This is a genomic window from Aliiroseovarius sediminilitoris (assembly GCF_900109955.1).
GTDB lineage: Bacteria > Pseudomonadota > Alphaproteobacteria > Rhodobacterales > Rhodobacteraceae > Aliiroseovarius > Aliiroseovarius sediminilitoris.
On sequence record NZ_FOJB01000001.1, the window covers coordinates 2,186,904 to 2,201,913 of the forward strand.

The window sequence follows — 15,010 nt, forward strand, 5'->3', positions numbered from 1 at the left end:
GACACTCCGCCGTCCAACCCTCACCCGGCCCGGCCACCTCAAATGGTTGCACTTTGCATTACGTGACGTATGGTGCCTGCATTCCACCAGTGAGGACCAAGAACATGTCGGCCCCTGTCGTTCCCAAAGGCGTTGCCCATGTCGCGATTGACGCACAAGACAGCCCCGAGCCGATTGTTTTTGTTCTGCTGCCCAACCTGTCGATGCTGGCCTTCACCTCTGCCATCGAACCGTTGCGCATAGCAAACCAACTGACGGGGCAGAGCCTCTACACCTGGACGACCATGTCCGAAGATGGCGCGAATGTGCGCTGTTCCAACGGGATCGAAATCGGCATTGACCGCGCGTTGGGGGACACGCCCAGCGACAGCCGGATCTTCATCTGTTCCGGTGTGCAGCCTGAGCTTTCGACAAGCAACAAGGTCGCGGATTGGACCCGCAAGCAATGGCGCATGGGGCGCACTGTCGGGGCGTTGTGCACAGGTACGTATACATTGGCCAAGGCGGGAATATTGGCCGGGCACAAGTTCACCCTGCATTGGGAAAACATCGCGCCGTTTCGCGAACATTTTCCGGATCTGGACCCGGTCGAGCAACTCTATACCATGGACAACCGCGTTCTGACCTGCGGCGGCGGATCGGCCGCCACGGACCTGTTCTTCAAGCTGATCTATGACACCCACGGACCGGTGCTGGCACAGGCCGTCCTGAACATGTGCCTGCACACCGTCCAGCGGTCCGAAACGGATCGCCAGCAAAGCTCGACCTCGGCGTCAATCGGTGTGCGCAACGAAAAATTGGTGCGCATCATCAACCATTTCGAAGAACATCTGGATGATCATATCAACCTGGACATCGTCACCGAGGAGCTTGGCATCTCGCGCCGCCAGATGGAGAGGCTTTTTCGGCATTATTTGGACATTACCCCCAAGAAATACCTGCAAAACCTGCGCCTTCAACGCGCCCGCATCCTGCTGGCGGAAACCAATCTGGCGGTGGTCGATGTGGCGGTGGCTTGCGGATTTGAATCTGCGGCTTATTTCTCGAAACGGTTTCGCGAAGCGTTCGGCATGTCGCCGCACAAGTTTTCCACCGGCCACGTCTAGTAGCGTTGCGATGCCGGGCGGCACAAAGGCTGCACCCAGTCCATGCCAAAGGGATAACTTGGTGGGTGATAAGAGATTTGAACTCCTGACATCTTCGATGTGAACGAAGCGCTCTACCACTGAGCTAATCACCCAACGGGGCAGGTTCTAGCGTCAGTCGTCAGTGGGCGCAAGAGGGTCTTTGACCTTGTCCGACGCCTTGTTGCGACGGATTTTGCAGATCAGGACATCCGCATCGGGCAAGGTTTTCTGCCGGTTGACTTTTATCATGCCAAGCGGTGGAAGGCGCAACTTTTCACCGCGCATCAAGGCGGTACCCAGCTCTTCCAAAACAGCCTCGTATACATCGCGGACCTGATTGGGACGAAGGTCAGTACGGGCAGCCACCCGCGCCAGCATGTCTTTCGTCTTCACCACCGGGTCTGACGGCGTGGTGGGTCTGCCCTCAATCGGCTTGGTGGCCTTCGCCTTTGGTGCGGCCGTTGTCGCCGCCGCTTTACTTGCCGCAGCCGGGCTGCGTGTGGCTTTGGACTTTGATTTCGAGCTTACGGCCATAGGATACCCCTTGGGTTGAGTGGTGGTGCCAGCTTGCGTCGCGTCAAGGAAGATACAGCACCATAAGCCACCTTCAATGTGCAACGTGCGGACACTTGGCCCGCACGTTCTTTGTTATCTGCCAATCAGTGCGCGACCGGGGGGGCGCTTGCGGGGTTCTTCGCCAGAGCAGCCGCTGCCGCCTCTTCTGCCGCTTCATCCCATTCGACCGCGACCGGCTTGCGCACCAAGGCGTGCTTCAAAACCTCTGACACGTGGCTCACAGGGATGATTTCCAACCCTTGCTTCACGTTGTCCGGTATTTCGCGCAGGTCTTTTTCATTCTCCTGCGGGATCAGCACGGTTTTGATGCCACCACGCAACGCCGCCAGCAGCTTTTCCTTCAAACCGCCAATAGCCAGCGCGTTGCCGCGCAGCGTAACCTCGCCGGTCATGGCAAGGTCTTTCTTCACCGGAATACCCGTCAGCACCGACACGATGGACGTGACCATCGCCAGACCAGCAGAAGGTCCATCTTTCGGTGTCGCACCTTCCGGCACGTGGACGTGAATGTCCCACTTTTCAAATTGGGGCGGCTTCACACCGATTTCGGGCGCAATCGAGCGGACATACGAGCTGGCCGCATCAATCGATTCCTTCATGACATCGCCCAGTTTCCCGGTGGTCTTCATCCGGCCCTTGCCCGGCAGGCGCAGTGCTTCGATGGACAGAAGATCGCCACCGACACTTGTCCAGGCCAGACCGGTGACAACACCAATCTGATCTTCTTGCTCCGCCAGACCAAAGCGATGTTTCCGCACCCCCAGATATTCGTCCAGAAGGTCGGGAGTCACCTCGATGGCTTCAACCTCTTTCTTGACCAGCTTGGTCACGGCCTTGCGCGCCAGCTTGGCCAGTTCGCGTTTCAGGTTCCGCACGCCGGCCTCGCGGGTATAATAGCGGATAATGTCGGTCAGCGTTTGCTCAGGCACCAAGAATTCACCCTTTTTCAACCCGTGATCCTTGATCACTTCCGGCAGAAGGTGACGCGTGGCAATCTCGCGCTTCTCGTCTTCGGTGTAACCGGCCAGCGGAATGATCTCCATCCGGTCCAGAAGCGGACCCGGCATGTTGTAGGAGTTCGCGGTGGTCAGAAACATCACGTTCGACAGGTCGTATTCGACCTCAAGATAGTGATCCACGAAGGTCGAGTTCTGCTCCGGGTCAAGCACTTCCAGCATCGCCGATGCAGGGTCGCCACGGAAATCCTGCCCCATTTTGTCGATTTCATCGAGCAATATGAGCGGGTTCGTGGTTTTCGCCTTTTTCAGCGCCTGAATGATCTTACCGGGCATCGAGCCGATATAGGTCCGGCGGTGGCCGCGAATCTCGCTTTCGTCACGCACGCCACCCAGCGAGATGCGGATGAACTCGCGTCCCGTGGCCTTGGCAACCGACTTCCCAAGCGAGGTTTTACCCACACCCGGGGGGCCAACCAAGCACATGATCGGGCCTTTCAGCTTTTTCGAGCGTTGCTGAACGGCCAGATATTCCACGATGCGTTCCTTGACCTTCTCAAGTCCATAGTGATCGGCGTCGAGCACTTTCTGAGCGTTGTTCAGGTCTTTTTTCACGCGGCTCTTGGTGCCCCACGGCAGGCCCAGCATCCAATCCAGATAGTTGCGCACAACAGTGGCTTCCGCCGACATGGGCGACATGCTCTTGAGCTTTTTCAGCTCGGCATCCGCCTTTTCGCGTGCCTCTTTCGACAGCTTGGTGGCTTCGATCTTCTCTTCCAGCTCGGTCAGCTCGTTCTGGCCTTCTTCGCCGTCGCCAAGCTCCTTCTGAATGGCCTTCATTTGCTCATTCAGGTAATACTCGCGCTGGGTGCGCTCCATCTGGCTTTTGACGCGGGTCTTGATCTTCTTCTCGACCCGCAGAACGGACATTTCGCCCTGCATCAGGCCATAGACCTTCTCAAGCCGTTCGCTGACGGTGAAGGTTTCAAGAAGCTCTTGCTTCTGATCGACCTCGACACCCAGATGACCGGCCACAAGATCGGCCAGCTTGTCCGGCGCGCGGGTTTCCGACACGGCGGCAAGGGCTTCCTCGGGAATGTTTTTCTTGATCTTGGCGTAGCGTTCGAACTCTTCACCGACTGAACGCAACAGCGCCTCAATCTCGTTCGGGTCGCCGGGGCGTTCTTCGATCACTTCGGCAAAGGCTTCGAAATACTCGGCATTGTCCACATAGTCGGTGATCCGAACACGCGACTGTCCTTCGACCAGCACCTTCACGGTGCCGTCGGGCAGCTTCAAGAGTTGCAGCACATTGGCCAGAACACCGACGTCATAGATGCCTTCCACGTCCGGCTCATCGATCGAGGGGTCGATCTGACTGGACAGAAGGATTTGTTTGTCATCTGCCATCACTTCTTCCAGAGCGCGGACGGATTTTTCGCGTCCGACAAACAGCGGCACGATCATGTGGGGGAAGACCACGATGTCGCGCAGCGGCAGGACCGGGAAGGATTGGCTCAGTTGCTCACTCATAATATTTCCTTGTTTTTGGCAAAGCGCCCTACCCCTGTGTTTCGGCAGTTCGGGCGCCTCCTGTTCGGATATTCAGATGGGGGTCGCACCGCCCAACGTCAACCCGCTTTGCCCCTACACTCTGCCCCTGCCGCGTGCCGACAACAAGGGCAAACCAGGGCATATTTTGCATCAACAGGTTTCCGTTCCCTTAAAGCGGGTCGATATCGCCCTGTGCGCGGCCTGCATGGAACGCGGTCTCCCATTCGGCAAAGGCCTGCTTGGCAATCGCATCGCGCATTCCCTGCATGATGTCCTGAAAATAATGCAGATTGTGCCATGTCAACAGCATCCCCGAAATCATCTCCTGCGCGCGGAAAACATGGTGCAGATAGGCGCGGGAATAATTGCGGCAAGCGGGACAGCCACAGCTTTCATCCAAGGGACGCGGGTCATCCTGATGACGGGCGTTCTTGATATTCAAAACTCCGTGACGGGTGAACACCTGCCCGGTGCGTCCCGATCGCGACGGCAAAACACAGTCCATCATGTCGATACCGCGTTTGACCGCGCCCACGATGTCATCGGGCTTGCCGACACCCATCAGATAGCGCGGCTTGTCGTCGGGCAGAAAACCGGGCGCGAAGTCGAGGCAATCGAACATGGACGCCTGCCCTTCACCAACGGCCAGACCGCCGACCGCATAACCGTCAAAGCCGATCTTCTTCAATGCCTCGGCGCTTTCTTCGCGGAAGTCCCGTTCCAACCCACCCTGCATGATGCCGAACAGGGCATGGCCGGGACGATCGCCGAACGCCTCTTTCGACCGGGCCGCCCAGCGCATCGACAGGCGCATGCTTTCGGCAATCCGGCCGCGGTCAGCAGGAAGCGCGGGACATTCATCGAAACACATGACAATGTCCGATCCCAGAAGCCGCTGGATGTCCATCGAGCGTTCTGGCGTCAACTCGTGTTTCGAGCCATCAATATGGGATTTGAACGTCACGCCCTTTTCAGTCAGCTTGCGCAATCCGGCAAGGCTCATCACCTGAAACCCACCGCTGTCGGTCAGGATTGGCTTATCCCAGTTCATGAACTTGTGCAGCCCGCCCAACCGATCAATTCTTTCGGCGGTCGGGCGCAGCATCAGGTGATAGGTGTTGCCAAGCAGAATGTCGGCGCCTGTCGCCGCCACGCTTTCGGGCATCATGGCCTTGACGGTGGCGGCGGTGCCAACGGGCATGAAGGCTGGGGTGCGAATATCGCCACGCGGGGTGGAAATCACACCCGTGCGGGCCTTGCCGTCCGTGGCATTCAGGGAAAAGGTGATGCGGTTCTGGCTCTGATCTTGCATGCGGCTCATGTGGCGCAAGACGTCCTCAATGCCAAGGGTTTTCTGTCACCCAGACCGTGTTTTGGCGCGCCTGCCGATCAGCTGTCGTCGTCGTGGCTGATCTTGACGGCCCCAAGATTGGCGGCGTTCACCCGCTCAGACAGTCGTTCGAGCTTGCGACTGGTCAGCATCAGCTCTGTCAGCGTCGTGTTATCCACACGGTTTGCCAGCGCATAAGCAATGTCCTGCACCATCCGTGCCGCCTGATCCAGCTGCTCGGTACATGTCACCGTTTTCGTCTCACCGTTTTTCGTCGAAATCACCGCCTAGGCTCCTCGTGTCGCACCTGTTTACGCAAAAGAGCGCTTTCCGTCATAGATTCAAGTCGAACACGTCCATTTTATGGCGAATTATAGGCGTTTGCGCATCATGCGGTTGTGATTTTCGACACAATGCAGAGAATTTCCAGGGTTTTGGCTCAAATCTCGAAACATGCAACATATTCAACACTCTAAATGCACCCTCTCCAGCATCAATGGACAGTTCACCAACCCACAATCCCTGCACCATACCACAGTCTCCGTCTTGTTCCGACCTGGCTCTGGACCTTGCCGGCATCAATCCTTATATGATCAGTCAGGATTAGAATGATGGCGCAATTACTATGAACACAACCGACAAGATAGAAGGCGAGCCGCTGATCAAGCCATCAACGGTTGATCATCCGCTGTATGACAGCGTGGTCGAAGCCTGCCGTACGGTCTATGACCCTGAAATTCCAGTCAATATATTTGACCTTGGTCTGGTGTATACAATCGAGATCAACGACCGGAACGAGGTTGATCTGATCATGACCCTGACGGCTCCGGGTTGCCCGGTGGCGGGCGAAATGCCCGGCTGGCTGGTCGAAGCGATCGAGCCGGTCGCGGGCGTGAAACAGGTGAATGTCGACATGACATGGGATCCGCCCTGGGGGATGGAGATGATGTCGGATGAAGCGCGTCTTGAACTGGGTTTCATGTAACCCCAGAGGCACCCTGCTCTTGAGCGACGCTACGTGAGCGCCTAGCTTAAGGCTGAAGGAGAAGCAGATGTTTGGTATTCCCGGCAAATCGCCGATCACCATGACACAGGCCGCAGAAGCCCAGATCGCCAAGCTGATGGCGTCTGGCGGGCATAAGGGTTTGCGCATCGGGGTCAAGAAAGGCGGCTGTGCGGGCATGGAATACACCATGGATTACGTTGATGAAGTTGACCCCCATGAAGAAGTGGTCGAACAGGGCGATGCCCGCGTGATCATCGCCCCCATGGCGCAGATGTTCCTGTTCGGGACCGAGATCGACTATGAAATCTCGCTGCTGGAGTCCGGTTTCAAATTCCGCAATCCCAATGTCAGCGAGGCCTGCGGTTGCGGAGAATCGATCAAGTTCGATGAGGCTCTGACCGAGGGGTCGTCGCAAAGCTGATGGCCGTCACCGACGCCGATATCGCCTTTGTGAAAGAACTGTTCGACGGGCTTGGCCCCGTAACCCATCGCAAGATGATGGGCGGGGCCACTTTCTATTCCGACGGGCAGGTCTTCGCGATCCTCTCCAGCAGCGGCGAAGTCTATCTGAAAGCCAAAGGCCCGTTTGCCGAAGCATTGGAGGCAGAAGGCAGCCATATCTTTGGCATGGACGGCAAAACGATGGGCTACTGGACCCTGCCCGACGCCGCGCTGGACGACCCCGATCGTGCCTGCGACTGGGCGCGGCGGGCGCTGTCGGCCCTGTCCTGATCTATCCTCAAGCCGGTCGCACGAGCTTCAACCTGGCGGCGCTTCTTTCAGGTGCAGATAGGTTTCATCGAACCGTTTCTTAAGGTGATCGCCGGCTAGGATCGGCTTGTCCGCCCCCACCGGCGCGACATTCGTGTCATGGTTGGGGTTGAAAAACATCGGGACCGAGATCCGCTCTTCTTTTGACCCGATCACCCGATGCATCGTCGCCTTGACCCAACCGCCGGTCCACATTTCCAGCATCTCGCCGAAATTGATCACGAACTCGCCGACCGGTGCATCGACAGGCAGCCACTGCCCGTCCGCCCCCAGAACTTCAAGCCCGGCCACGCCATCGGATGCCAGAAGCGTCAGGCAGCCGTAATCGGTGTGCGGGGCAATGCCGAAATCCCTGTCGCTTGCCCAATCCGGACGCGGCGGATAGTAATTGCCCCGCAACAGCGCCATTGGGCGGGAAAAGGCATTGTCAAAGAAGTGCTCGTCTTCACCAATCGCCACCGAAATCGCGCGCAACAGGTCCAGAGAAATGGTCAAGGCCTGCGCATAATAGCTTTGGATGGTTTCGCGAAATCCAGGCAGGTCGGGCCATTGGTTATCACCATAGACCAACAGGCCCTGAGCCCGCAGTGGATCGCCCTTGTCGAGTTCAAATCCGCAATCAAAGACCTGTTTGAAATCGGGATTGGCTGCCGGATCGACCTGTTCAGACCCCGCCGCACCCCATCCGCGATTCGAACCGGTCCGCGCCATATCAACCACCCGTTTCCGAGCGTCCGGTAGCCGGAAAAATTCGCGGTAACTTTCCAGCACGCCGTTCATCTGGGGACGTGAAATCGGTGTATTGTGAATGATCAGAACGCCGACGTCTTCCACACCAAGTTTCAGCGCAGCCATCGTTTCGGGATCACGGGCCGCAATCTTTGCGGCGTCCAGTCTTGGGATCATCGCGCCTGTCCTTCTGCAAGAGCCGCTTTGACGGATTTGTAGCAAGCCATGTTTTCGGTGCAAGCCCCCCGGCAGGGCTTGACGCCTTGGGTTTTGCGTCGGACAACACATCAACCAACGAGGAGATAAGCGATGACCCGGCGCAGATTGGCAGCAGGCAATTGGAAGATGAACGGAACCGGTGCGAATCTTTCCGAGCTGGATGCGCTGGCCAAGGCGCACCCGACGCCGGGTTGTGACATCCTGATCTGCCCGCCTGCAACATTGATTTCGCGAGCTTCTGCCGCAACTCCCGCCCAAATCTCAATCGGCGGTCAGGATTGCCATCAAAACGAAACCGGTGCTCATACCGGCGACATCTCGGCACAGATGCTGGTCGATGCCGGGGCCAGCTATGTCATTCTGGGCCATTCCGAACGGCGCGAAGATTACGAGGAAAGTGACACAGATGTCCGCAACAAGGTCATGGCCGCCCTGTCAGCTGGATTGAAAACCATTGTCTGCGTGGGTGAAAGCCTGTCCGAGCGCGAGGCCAACAATACGCTCGACATTATCGGCGGTCAGATGGCCGGGTCGATCCCGGATGTGGTGACAGGCGACAGCCTTGTCGTCGCTTATGAACCGATCTGGGCCATCGGCACCGGTAAAGTGCCGACGCTGGATCAAATCGGTGAAGTGCATGATTTCATCCGGTCACGTCTGGAACGCCGGTTTGGGGCGGGTGTCGGACGCTCGACCCGCATTCTCTATGGTGGTTCGGTCAAACCCACGAATGCTGCCGACATCTTTGCCGTCTCGAATGTGGATGGAGCCTTGGTGGGCGGGGCCAGCCTGTCGGTCGCCGATTTCTCGCCGATCATCGCGGCGCTGGAAAACGCCTGATCCCCGTTGGGCCACCGATGACTTGACGCCGCTCCACGGTTCGTTAACGGGTTAACAAAATATTGCGGAGCAGATGATGGATTATTCAGACCTCGCTGATTGGCAGAAACGTGCGGCGGACTGGGCGAGCGGTTATCATACCGGACTGCGTGACCGCCCGGTGCGCCCCGACCTCGCACCTGGCGAGTTTCTGGACAAGATCGAAGCTCCTGTCCCTGAAACGCCAGAACCGATTGAAACGATTTTCGACGATTTCACTCGGCTCGTGCCTGACGCGATGACACACTGGCAGCACCCGCGTTTCTTTGCCTATTTTCCGGCCAATGCCGCCCCGGCCTCGATGCTGGCCGAGCAATTGGCCAACGCCATGTCCGCACAAGCCATGCTATGGCAGACCGCCCCCGCCGCCAACGAGATGGAAGAACTGGTGATCCGCTGGCTGCGCGACGCGTTGGGCCTGCCGACTGCGTTCACCGGCACGATCCATGACAGCGCGACCACCGCAACTTTCGCGGCCGTGACCACGATGCGCGAACTTGCCTTGGGACACGAAGGCATCACCAGAGGGCTGTCCGGCGCACCCACCCTGCGCATCTATGCCAGCGCCCAAACTCATTCCAGCGTGGACAAGGCGGTGCGCCTGTCCGGCATCGGGCAGGACAACCTTGTGAAAGTGCGCACCATCCCCAACCATCCAACGTGGTCGATGGATCCGGAAGCGCTGGACCAGTTGATCCGCGACGACATTGCGGCAGGGTTGAAACCGGCAGGCGTCGTGCTGTGCGTTGGGGGCACCTCCATCGGGGCTTGTGACGACATCGCAGCCTGTATCGAAGTTGCGCACGCCCATGGTTTGACTGTCCATGTGGATGCCGCATGGGCAGGTTCTGCCATGATTTGCGAAGAATTCCGCACCCTTTGGGCCGGGATCGAGGCCGCCGACAGCATTATCTTCAACCCGCACAAATGGCTGGGTGCACAGTTCGACTGTGCCGTCCAGTTCCTGCGCGACCCTGCCCCGCAGATCGGAGCGATGGGCTTGCGCCCCGAATACCTCAAGACCCAGGGCGCAGATGAGGTCGTCAATTACAACGAATGGACCCTGCCCCTTGGCCGACGTTTTCGGGCGCTGAAGCTGTGGTTCCTGCTGCGCTCGGAAGGCCTGACCGGATTGCGCGCGCGCATCCGCAATCATGTCGCCTGGGCGGCAGAGGCCGCCGAGGTGATCGCCGCCCTGCCCGGCTTTGAGATCACCACACCCCCGATTCTGTCTTTGTTTTCATTCCGCTTCAAAGGTGATGCGAAGACCGCAGAGCTGCTGGAACGGGTAAACCGCGACGGGCGCCTCTATCTGACCCAGACCAACCATGCGGGGCAATTCGTGATCCGTGTGGCTGTCGGGCAGTTCGCGTGCACGCGCGAAGATGTGATGATGATCCCCCAAGTGCTGGGCGATCTGGCGCAAGACCTGTAAGAGCAAGAAATCTTTACATTTCCGTGTCAACGTATACACTGGATGCGGGTCGTGCCCTATGCGGCGGACATTAAACTTACCGCATAACGGCATGCCGGCACCCGCTTTGGTTCTTATCTATTTGATAGGCGAAAGGGGAATCCAATGGAGTTCGGGAAGGACTTTACATATCACGAGTACGTCGCCGATGGCGTCGTACACGGTTTGGGGGTGATCGCCGCTATTATCGGTTCTGTCGCCCTGATCTACTGGGCAATGGGTGACGCACCGTTGGGCCGATTGCCGCCGATGTTGGTCTATGGGGCCGGATTGATCGCAAGTTTCACATTGTCTGCGGCGTATAACATGACGCTGCACCGGTCCGCACGCCAAGTATTGCGCAAGTTCGATCACGCCGCGATCTATCTGATGATTGCGGGCACCTATACACCGATTGCGCTGATCGGAGTTGGTGGCACCAATGGGTATGCTCTGGTTGCGGCAGCATGGACATTGGCCATCGTCGGTATTGCCATAAAGCTGTTTTTCTTTGGTCGGTTTGAACGGTTTGGCTTGATGTTGACCTTGATGCAGGGATGGATGGCGGTATTGATGATCGGGCCGCTGATCGCCTCGTTCAGCCCTGTTGTTCTGGTGCTGCTGGTCGGAGGTGGATTGCTGTTCACGTTGGGGATTTTCTTCCATCTGGGTGAACACCTGCCCTTCAATCGCGCGATCTGGCATGTCCATGTGCTGTTGGGCGCTGCGGCTCACTATGCCGCCGTTGTGATGGTTGTGGGCACATAAAGCTGAATTTAACCGCCCGGCATGACGCGAACAGAACAGACCTGTCGTTTCCTGACCCGCTACGCTTGGGGTAAGGAGGACGGAAATGGATCGGCTGGACTGGCTCATTTCAATTGTTGTGCGGACCATTGGGGCCGAACGCGGACGTGCGGCGCGCGGGCGGCCTTGACGGCCCTTTACCGTCACCCAAACGCCACAACAACTCAGGTTTATGCAATGACAAAGACTTTTGCCCGCCGCTCCGGTGGACGCGCTGCCCGCCAAGCCCTGCGTGCAGCCCCCCTTGCCCAAGATGTTCGCCCCGTCCGCCCGGGAATGGAGGGCGGCACCTTCAAGCCCCTCACCCCGGACGGCATCAATCGCATTCACCTTGCGGCGCTGGACGCTTTGGAACAGATCGGTCTGGCAGACGCGCCGCCATCCGGTATCGACATCATGACACGGGCGGGCGCGATCCTTGGCGACGATGGGCGCCTGCGTTTTCCGCGCGCATTGGTCGAAGATATGCTGGACAAGGCAGCCAAGGGCATCACCCTGTGCGGGCGTGACCCAAAGCATGACCTGACCCTCAGCGGCAAGCGTGTGCATTACGGCACCGCAGGCGCGGCGGTTCACATGGTCGACCCGCATGGGCGGGAATACCGCGAAAGCACGGTTCAGGACCTGCATGATGCCGCGCGCATCGTCGATCAACTGGACAACATCCATTTCCTTCAACGCCCGATGGTCTGTCGTGACATTCCCGACAACCGGGAGATGGACCTGAACTCGATCTACGCCTGCACATCAGGAACAAAAAAGCATGTCGGCGTCTCGTTTTCAGAGCCTGACTTCGTCGAAGACGGTATCGAGCTGTTGCACTTGATCGCGGGCGGCGAAGACGCATGGCGTGCGCGCCCCTTCGTGTCAAACTCCAACTGTTTTGTCGTGCCGCCGATGAAATTCGCCACAGAAAGCTGTCAGGTGATGGAGAAGGCGATCGCGGCAGGCATGCCCGTATTGCTGCTGTCGGCTGGCATGGCCACAGCCACAGCGCCCCCAACGCTGGCAGGTGCCATCGTTCAGGCGGTAGCGGAATGTCTGGCAGGCGTCGTCTATGTCAATGCAATCGCACCGGGGCACCCGGCGATCTTCGGCACATGGCCCTTCCTTGTTGATCTGCGGTCAGGTGCCATGTCGGGCGGATCGGGTGAACAGGCGTTGATGACAGCGGGCTGTGCCCAGATGCACCAGTTTTATGGCCTGCCCGGTGGGGCGGCGGCCGGGTTCTCGGATTCGAAACTGCCGGATATGCAGGCGGGGTGGGAACAGATGTGTTCCAATGTGCTGGCCGGTCTGTCGGGTCTGAACATGGTCTATGAGGCTGCGGGCATGCACGCATCGCTTCTGGGCTTCTGCCATGAAAGCCTGATCTTAGGCGACGACATCATCGGGCAAGCCCTGCGCTGCGTGCGCGGGATCGAGATCACTGAGGATTCGGTCAGCATCGAGATGATGAAGTCAGTCTGTCTTGAGGGGCCGGGTCACTACCTTGGGGAAGATCAGACGCTCAGCCGGATGCAGACCGATTTCGTCTATCCGACCCTTGGTGATCGGACGTCCCCGAAAGAATGGGCCGAGGTTGGCAAACCCGATCTGATCGCCGCGGCCACTGCGCGGAAAGAGGATATTCTGGCGCAGCGGGGCAGTGCGCGCTTTGACCCGCAAGTTGACGCGGCGATCCGGGCGCGGTTCAACATTCACCTTCCCGTGTAAAAGATAAGATGCGGGGCCTGCGGCCCCGCCTCACCCGCGCGCGGCCTCTGCCTTTTCTTCGAGCGCCAGCCATTCCTCTTCGGCGGCGGCCAAGGCATGTTGCCGCTGGGCCAAACCTTCAGATGCTTTCTTGAACTTCACCGGTTCTTTGGTGAACAGGTCCGGGTCCATCAGGAACTCTTCCAGCTTGGCAATCTCGGCCGACAGGCGATCCATCTCGGCAGGAAGGGCGTCAAGACGGTGACGTTCGGTAAAGGACAGCCCGTCGGGTTCAGACTTCATGTCCTGCTTTATGTTATCCACTTTAGGCTTTGATTTATCTTTCTTTTTTTCGGGCAACGCACCATGACCCCCACGCTGCGCCTGATAGTCAGACCAGCCGCCGGGATAGATTGTGGCGCGTCCGTCACCTTCCATCGCGATGGTGCGTTCGGCCACACGGTCAAGGAAATCGCGATCGTGGCTGACCACCAGAACGGTCCCGTCATAGGCGGTGATCAGCTCTTGCAGCAGGTCCAGCGTTTCCACGTCCAGATCGTTGGTGGGTTCGTCCATCACCAAAAGGTTTGATTGTCGCGCCATGATCTTTGCCAGAATCAACCGCGCCTTTTCACCGCCCGACAAAGACCGCACGGGCGCGCGCGCCTGCGCGTCAGAGAACAGGAATTCTTTCAGATAGCCGACGACGTGTTTCGGATTGCCGCGCACCATCACCTGATCGGCCTTGCCCGACACCCGCATTTCAGGGTCGCCCGTCAGGTTTTCCCACAGGCTGTCATCTTCAACCAACCCGGTGCGGTTCTGGTCAAACACGGCAATTTCCAGCCCGGTGCCGTGTTGCACGCTGCCGGTGTCAGGCGTTTCATGCCCGATCAGCATCTTCAGAAGCGTGGTTTTGCCGGCCCCGTTCGGGCCGACAAAGGCAATGGTTTCACCGCGCATCACACGCAGGTCAAAATCGCTCAGGATCACCCGACCGTCATAGGATTTCGAGATGCCACGCGCCTCGATCACCTTGCGACCCGACTTCGGCCCGGCCTCCAGCGCCATTTCGGCCGCCCCCTGCCGGTTGATCTGAGCCGCGCGCTCAGCCTTCAACTCGCCCAGCGCCCGCAGTCGACCCTGATTGCGTTTGCGCCGCGCGCTAATACCTTCGACGGCCCAGCGCGCCTCGGCCTTGATCTTGCGGTTCAGCTTGTGGCGGCTTTGGTCTTCTTCGTCCCAAACCCTGTCGCGCCACGCCTCGAAGCCCTCGAACCCCTTTTCCTGCCGCCGCACCTGTCCGCGATCGACCCAGAGCGTGGCACGGGTCAACGCCCGCAGAAAGGCCCGGTCGTGGCTGATCAGGACAAACCCGGCGCGGGTTTGTGACAACTCGGCCTCCAGCCACTCAATCGCGTGAATGTCCAGATGGTTGGTGGGTTCGTCCAGCAGCATCAGGTCTGGCGCTTCAGCCAGCAGCTTGGCCAGCGCCGCGCGTCGCCTCTCGCCCCCCGAAGCGGTGCCGACCGGCGCATCCAGACGCATTTTCAGACCTTCGGCCACCCGTTCGACCAAGTAATCCTGCCCCGGCTCCAACCCCGAGGTCGCGAAATCGCCCAGCGTGGCAAACTGCGACAAGTCAGGGTGTTGCTCCATATATCCAACCGAAACTCCGGGCGACAGAATGCGCGTTCCATGATCAGGTTCTACCAGACCCGCCATGACCTTCATCAGTGTCGATTTGCCCGATCCGTTGCGCCCCACCAGCGCCACGCGATCGCCCGGTTGGATCACCAGATCAAGCGCATCGAACACAGGATCGCCGCCAAAAGTCAGCGAGATATCGGACATCTGAAGAAGGGGTATACGAGCCATATCGCCGAGTTAGGCAATCCGCCCTGTAAC

At 58.7% G+C, this 15,010-nt stretch carries 14 protein-coding genes and 1 tRNA gene; 8 read left to right on the top strand and 7 right to left on the bottom strand.

Annotation, left to right across the window (positions count from 1 at the left end; genetic code table 11):
* Window positions 1-104: 104 nt before the first annotated feature.
* Window positions 105-1,106 carry a GlxA family transcriptional regulator gene (locus BMY55_RS10805; RefSeq protein ID WP_091430583.1) on the top strand — a complete coding sequence of 334 codons (1,002 nt, stop codon included), beginning with the start codon at window positions 105-107 and terminating at the stop codon, window positions 1,104-1,106.
* A gap of 59 nt (window positions 1,107-1,165) precedes the next feature.
* Here the strand turns inward: BMY55_RS10805 and BMY55_RS10810 are convergent.
* From BMY55_RS10810 to BMY55_RS10830, 5 genes are all read right to left on the bottom strand, one after another.
* Window positions 1,166-1,240: transfer RNA gene (locus tag BMY55_RS10810), tRNA-Val, on the bottom strand.
* 19 nt (window positions 1,241-1,259) lie between these two features.
* A complete protein-coding gene (locus tag BMY55_RS10815; protein WP_091430584.1) occupies window positions 1,260-1,661 on the bottom strand; it encodes an HU family DNA-binding protein in 402 nt (133 codons plus the stop codon).
* A gap of 125 nt (window positions 1,662-1,786) precedes the next feature.
* A complete protein-coding gene (lon, locus tag BMY55_RS10820) occupies window positions 1,787-4,192 on the bottom strand; it encodes an endopeptidase La (protein WP_091430585.1) in 2,406 nt (801 codons plus the stop codon).
* A 190-nt stretch (window positions 4,193-4,382) separates the two neighbouring features.
* A complete protein-coding gene (tgt, locus tag BMY55_RS10825; protein ID WP_091430586.1) occupies window positions 4,383-5,525 on the bottom strand; it encodes a tRNA guanosine(34) transglycosylase Tgt in 1,143 nt (380 codons plus the stop codon).
* A gap of 77 nt (window positions 5,526-5,602) precedes the next feature.
* Window positions 5,603-5,827, bottom strand: coding sequence for a hypothetical protein (locus BMY55_RS10830; protein WP_091430587.1), 225 nt, complete (start codon window positions 5,825-5,827; stop codon window positions 5,603-5,605).
* Window positions 5,828-6,168: 341 nt separating this feature from the next.
* Here BMY55_RS10830 and BMY55_RS10835 point away from each other — a divergent pair, with 341 nt between their 5' ends.
* The 3 genes from BMY55_RS10835 (at window position 6,169) to BMY55_RS10845 (ending at window position 7,281) form a co-directional block, all read left to right on the top strand.
* Window positions 6,169-6,528 carry an SUF system Fe-S cluster assembly protein gene (locus BMY55_RS10835; RefSeq protein ID WP_091430588.1) on the top strand — a complete coding sequence of 120 codons (360 nt, stop codon included), beginning with the start codon at window positions 6,169-6,171 and terminating at the stop codon, window positions 6,526-6,528.
* A 67-nt stretch (window positions 6,529-6,595) separates the two neighbouring features.
* The gene (locus BMY55_RS10840; protein WP_091430589.1) at window positions 6,596-6,970 is read left to right on the top strand and encodes a HesB/IscA family protein; all 375 of its coding nucleotides are present in this window, start codon (window positions 6,596-6,598) and stop codon (window positions 6,968-6,970) included.
* A complete protein-coding gene (locus tag BMY55_RS10845) occupies window positions 6,970-7,281 on the top strand; it encodes a TfoX/Sxy family protein (protein ID WP_091430590.1) in 312 nt (103 codons plus the stop codon). The genes BMY55_RS10840 and BMY55_RS10845 overlap by 1 nt, the downstream gene beginning before the upstream one ends.
* A 27-nt stretch (window positions 7,282-7,308) precedes the next feature.
* On the opposite strand, the gene BMY55_RS10850 is transcribed toward BMY55_RS10845, so the two are convergent.
* Window positions 7,309-8,226 carry an isopenicillin N synthase family dioxygenase gene (locus BMY55_RS10850; protein WP_091430591.1) on the bottom strand — a complete coding sequence of 306 codons (918 nt, stop codon included), beginning with the start codon at window positions 8,224-8,226 and terminating at the stop codon, window positions 7,309-7,311.
* A gap of 132 nt (window positions 8,227-8,358) precedes the next feature.
* Here BMY55_RS10850 and tpiA point away from each other — a divergent pair, with 132 nt between their 5' ends.
* The 4 genes from tpiA to BMY55_RS10870 all read left to right on the top strand — a co-directional run bounded on the left by tpiA (window position 8,359) and on the right by BMY55_RS10870 (window position 13,123).
* Window positions 8,359-9,108 (top strand): triose-phosphate isomerase, encoded by a 750-nt coding sequence (tpiA, locus tag BMY55_RS10855; protein ID WP_091430592.1) that lies wholly within the window; start codon window positions 8,359-8,361, stop codon window positions 9,106-9,108.
* 76 nt (window positions 9,109-9,184) lie between these two features.
* Window positions 9,185-10,582, top strand: a complete 1,398-nt coding sequence (locus tag BMY55_RS10860; protein ID WP_091432392.1) for a pyridoxal phosphate-dependent decarboxylase family protein — start codon at window positions 9,185-9,187, stop codon at window positions 10,580-10,582.
* Window positions 10,583-10,726: 144 nt separating this feature from the next.
* A complete protein-coding gene (trhA, locus tag BMY55_RS10865; protein ID WP_091430593.1) occupies window positions 10,727-11,368 on the top strand; it encodes a PAQR family membrane homeostasis protein TrhA in 642 nt (213 codons plus the stop codon).
* Window positions 11,369-11,584: 216 nt separating this feature from the next.
* A complete protein-coding gene (locus BMY55_RS10870; RefSeq protein WP_091430594.1) occupies window positions 11,585-13,123 on the top strand; it encodes a trimethylamine methyltransferase family protein in 1,539 nt (512 codons plus the stop codon).
* Window positions 13,124-13,153: 30 nt separating this feature from the next.
* On the opposite strand, the gene BMY55_RS10875 is transcribed toward BMY55_RS10870, so the two are convergent.
* Window positions 13,154-14,980 (bottom strand): ABC-F family ATP-binding cassette domain-containing protein, encoded by a 1,827-nt coding sequence (locus BMY55_RS10875; protein ID WP_091430595.1) that lies wholly within the window; start codon window positions 14,978-14,980, stop codon window positions 13,154-13,156.
* Window positions 14,981-15,010: the final 30 nt, after the last annotated feature.

Coding starts and splice junctions, on each gene's coding strand:
- BMY55_RS10805 (WP_091430583.1), top strand. CDS start 105: ATGTCGGCCCCTGTCGTTCCCAAAGGCGTTGCCCATGTCGCGATTGAC.
- tpiA (WP_091430592.1), top strand. CDS start 8,359: ATGACCCGGCGCAGATTGGCAGCAGGCAATTGGAAGATGAACGGAACC.
- BMY55_RS10815 (WP_091430584.1), bottom strand. CDS start 1,661: ATGGCCGTAAGCTCGAAATCAAAGTCCAAAGCCACACGCAGCCCGGCT.
- BMY55_RS10870 (WP_091430594.1), top strand. CDS start 11,585: ATGACAAAGACTTTTGCCCGCCGCTCCGGTGGACGCGCTGCCCGCCAA.
- BMY55_RS10840 (WP_091430589.1), top strand. CDS start 6,596: ATGTTTGGTATTCCCGGCAAATCGCCGATCACCATGACACAGGCCGCA.
- BMY55_RS10845 (WP_091430590.1), top strand. CDS start 6,970: ATGGCCGTCACCGACGCCGATATCGCCTTTGTGAAAGAACTGTTCGAC.
- BMY55_RS10875 (WP_091430595.1), bottom strand. CDS start 14,980: ATGGCTCGTATACCCCTTCTTCAGATGTCCGATATCTCGCTGACTTTT.
- tgt (WP_091430586.1), bottom strand. CDS start 5,525: ATGCAAGATCAGAGCCAGAACCGCATCACCTTTTCCCTGAATGCCACG.
- BMY55_RS10835 (WP_091430588.1), top strand. CDS start 6,169: ATGAACACAACCGACAAGATAGAAGGCGAGCCGCTGATCAAGCCATCA.
- BMY55_RS10860 (WP_091432392.1), top strand. CDS start 9,185: ATGGATTATTCAGACCTCGCTGATTGGCAGAAACGTGCGGCGGACTGG.
- lon (WP_091430585.1), bottom strand. CDS start 4,192: ATGAGTGAGCAACTGAGCCAATCCTTCCCGGTCCTGCCGCTGCGCGAC.
- BMY55_RS10850 (WP_091430591.1), bottom strand. CDS start 8,226: ATGATCCCAAGACTGGACGCCGCAAAGATTGCGGCCCGTGATCCCGAA.
- trhA (WP_091430593.1), top strand. CDS start 10,727: ATGGAGTTCGGGAAGGACTTTACATATCACGAGTACGTCGCCGATGGC.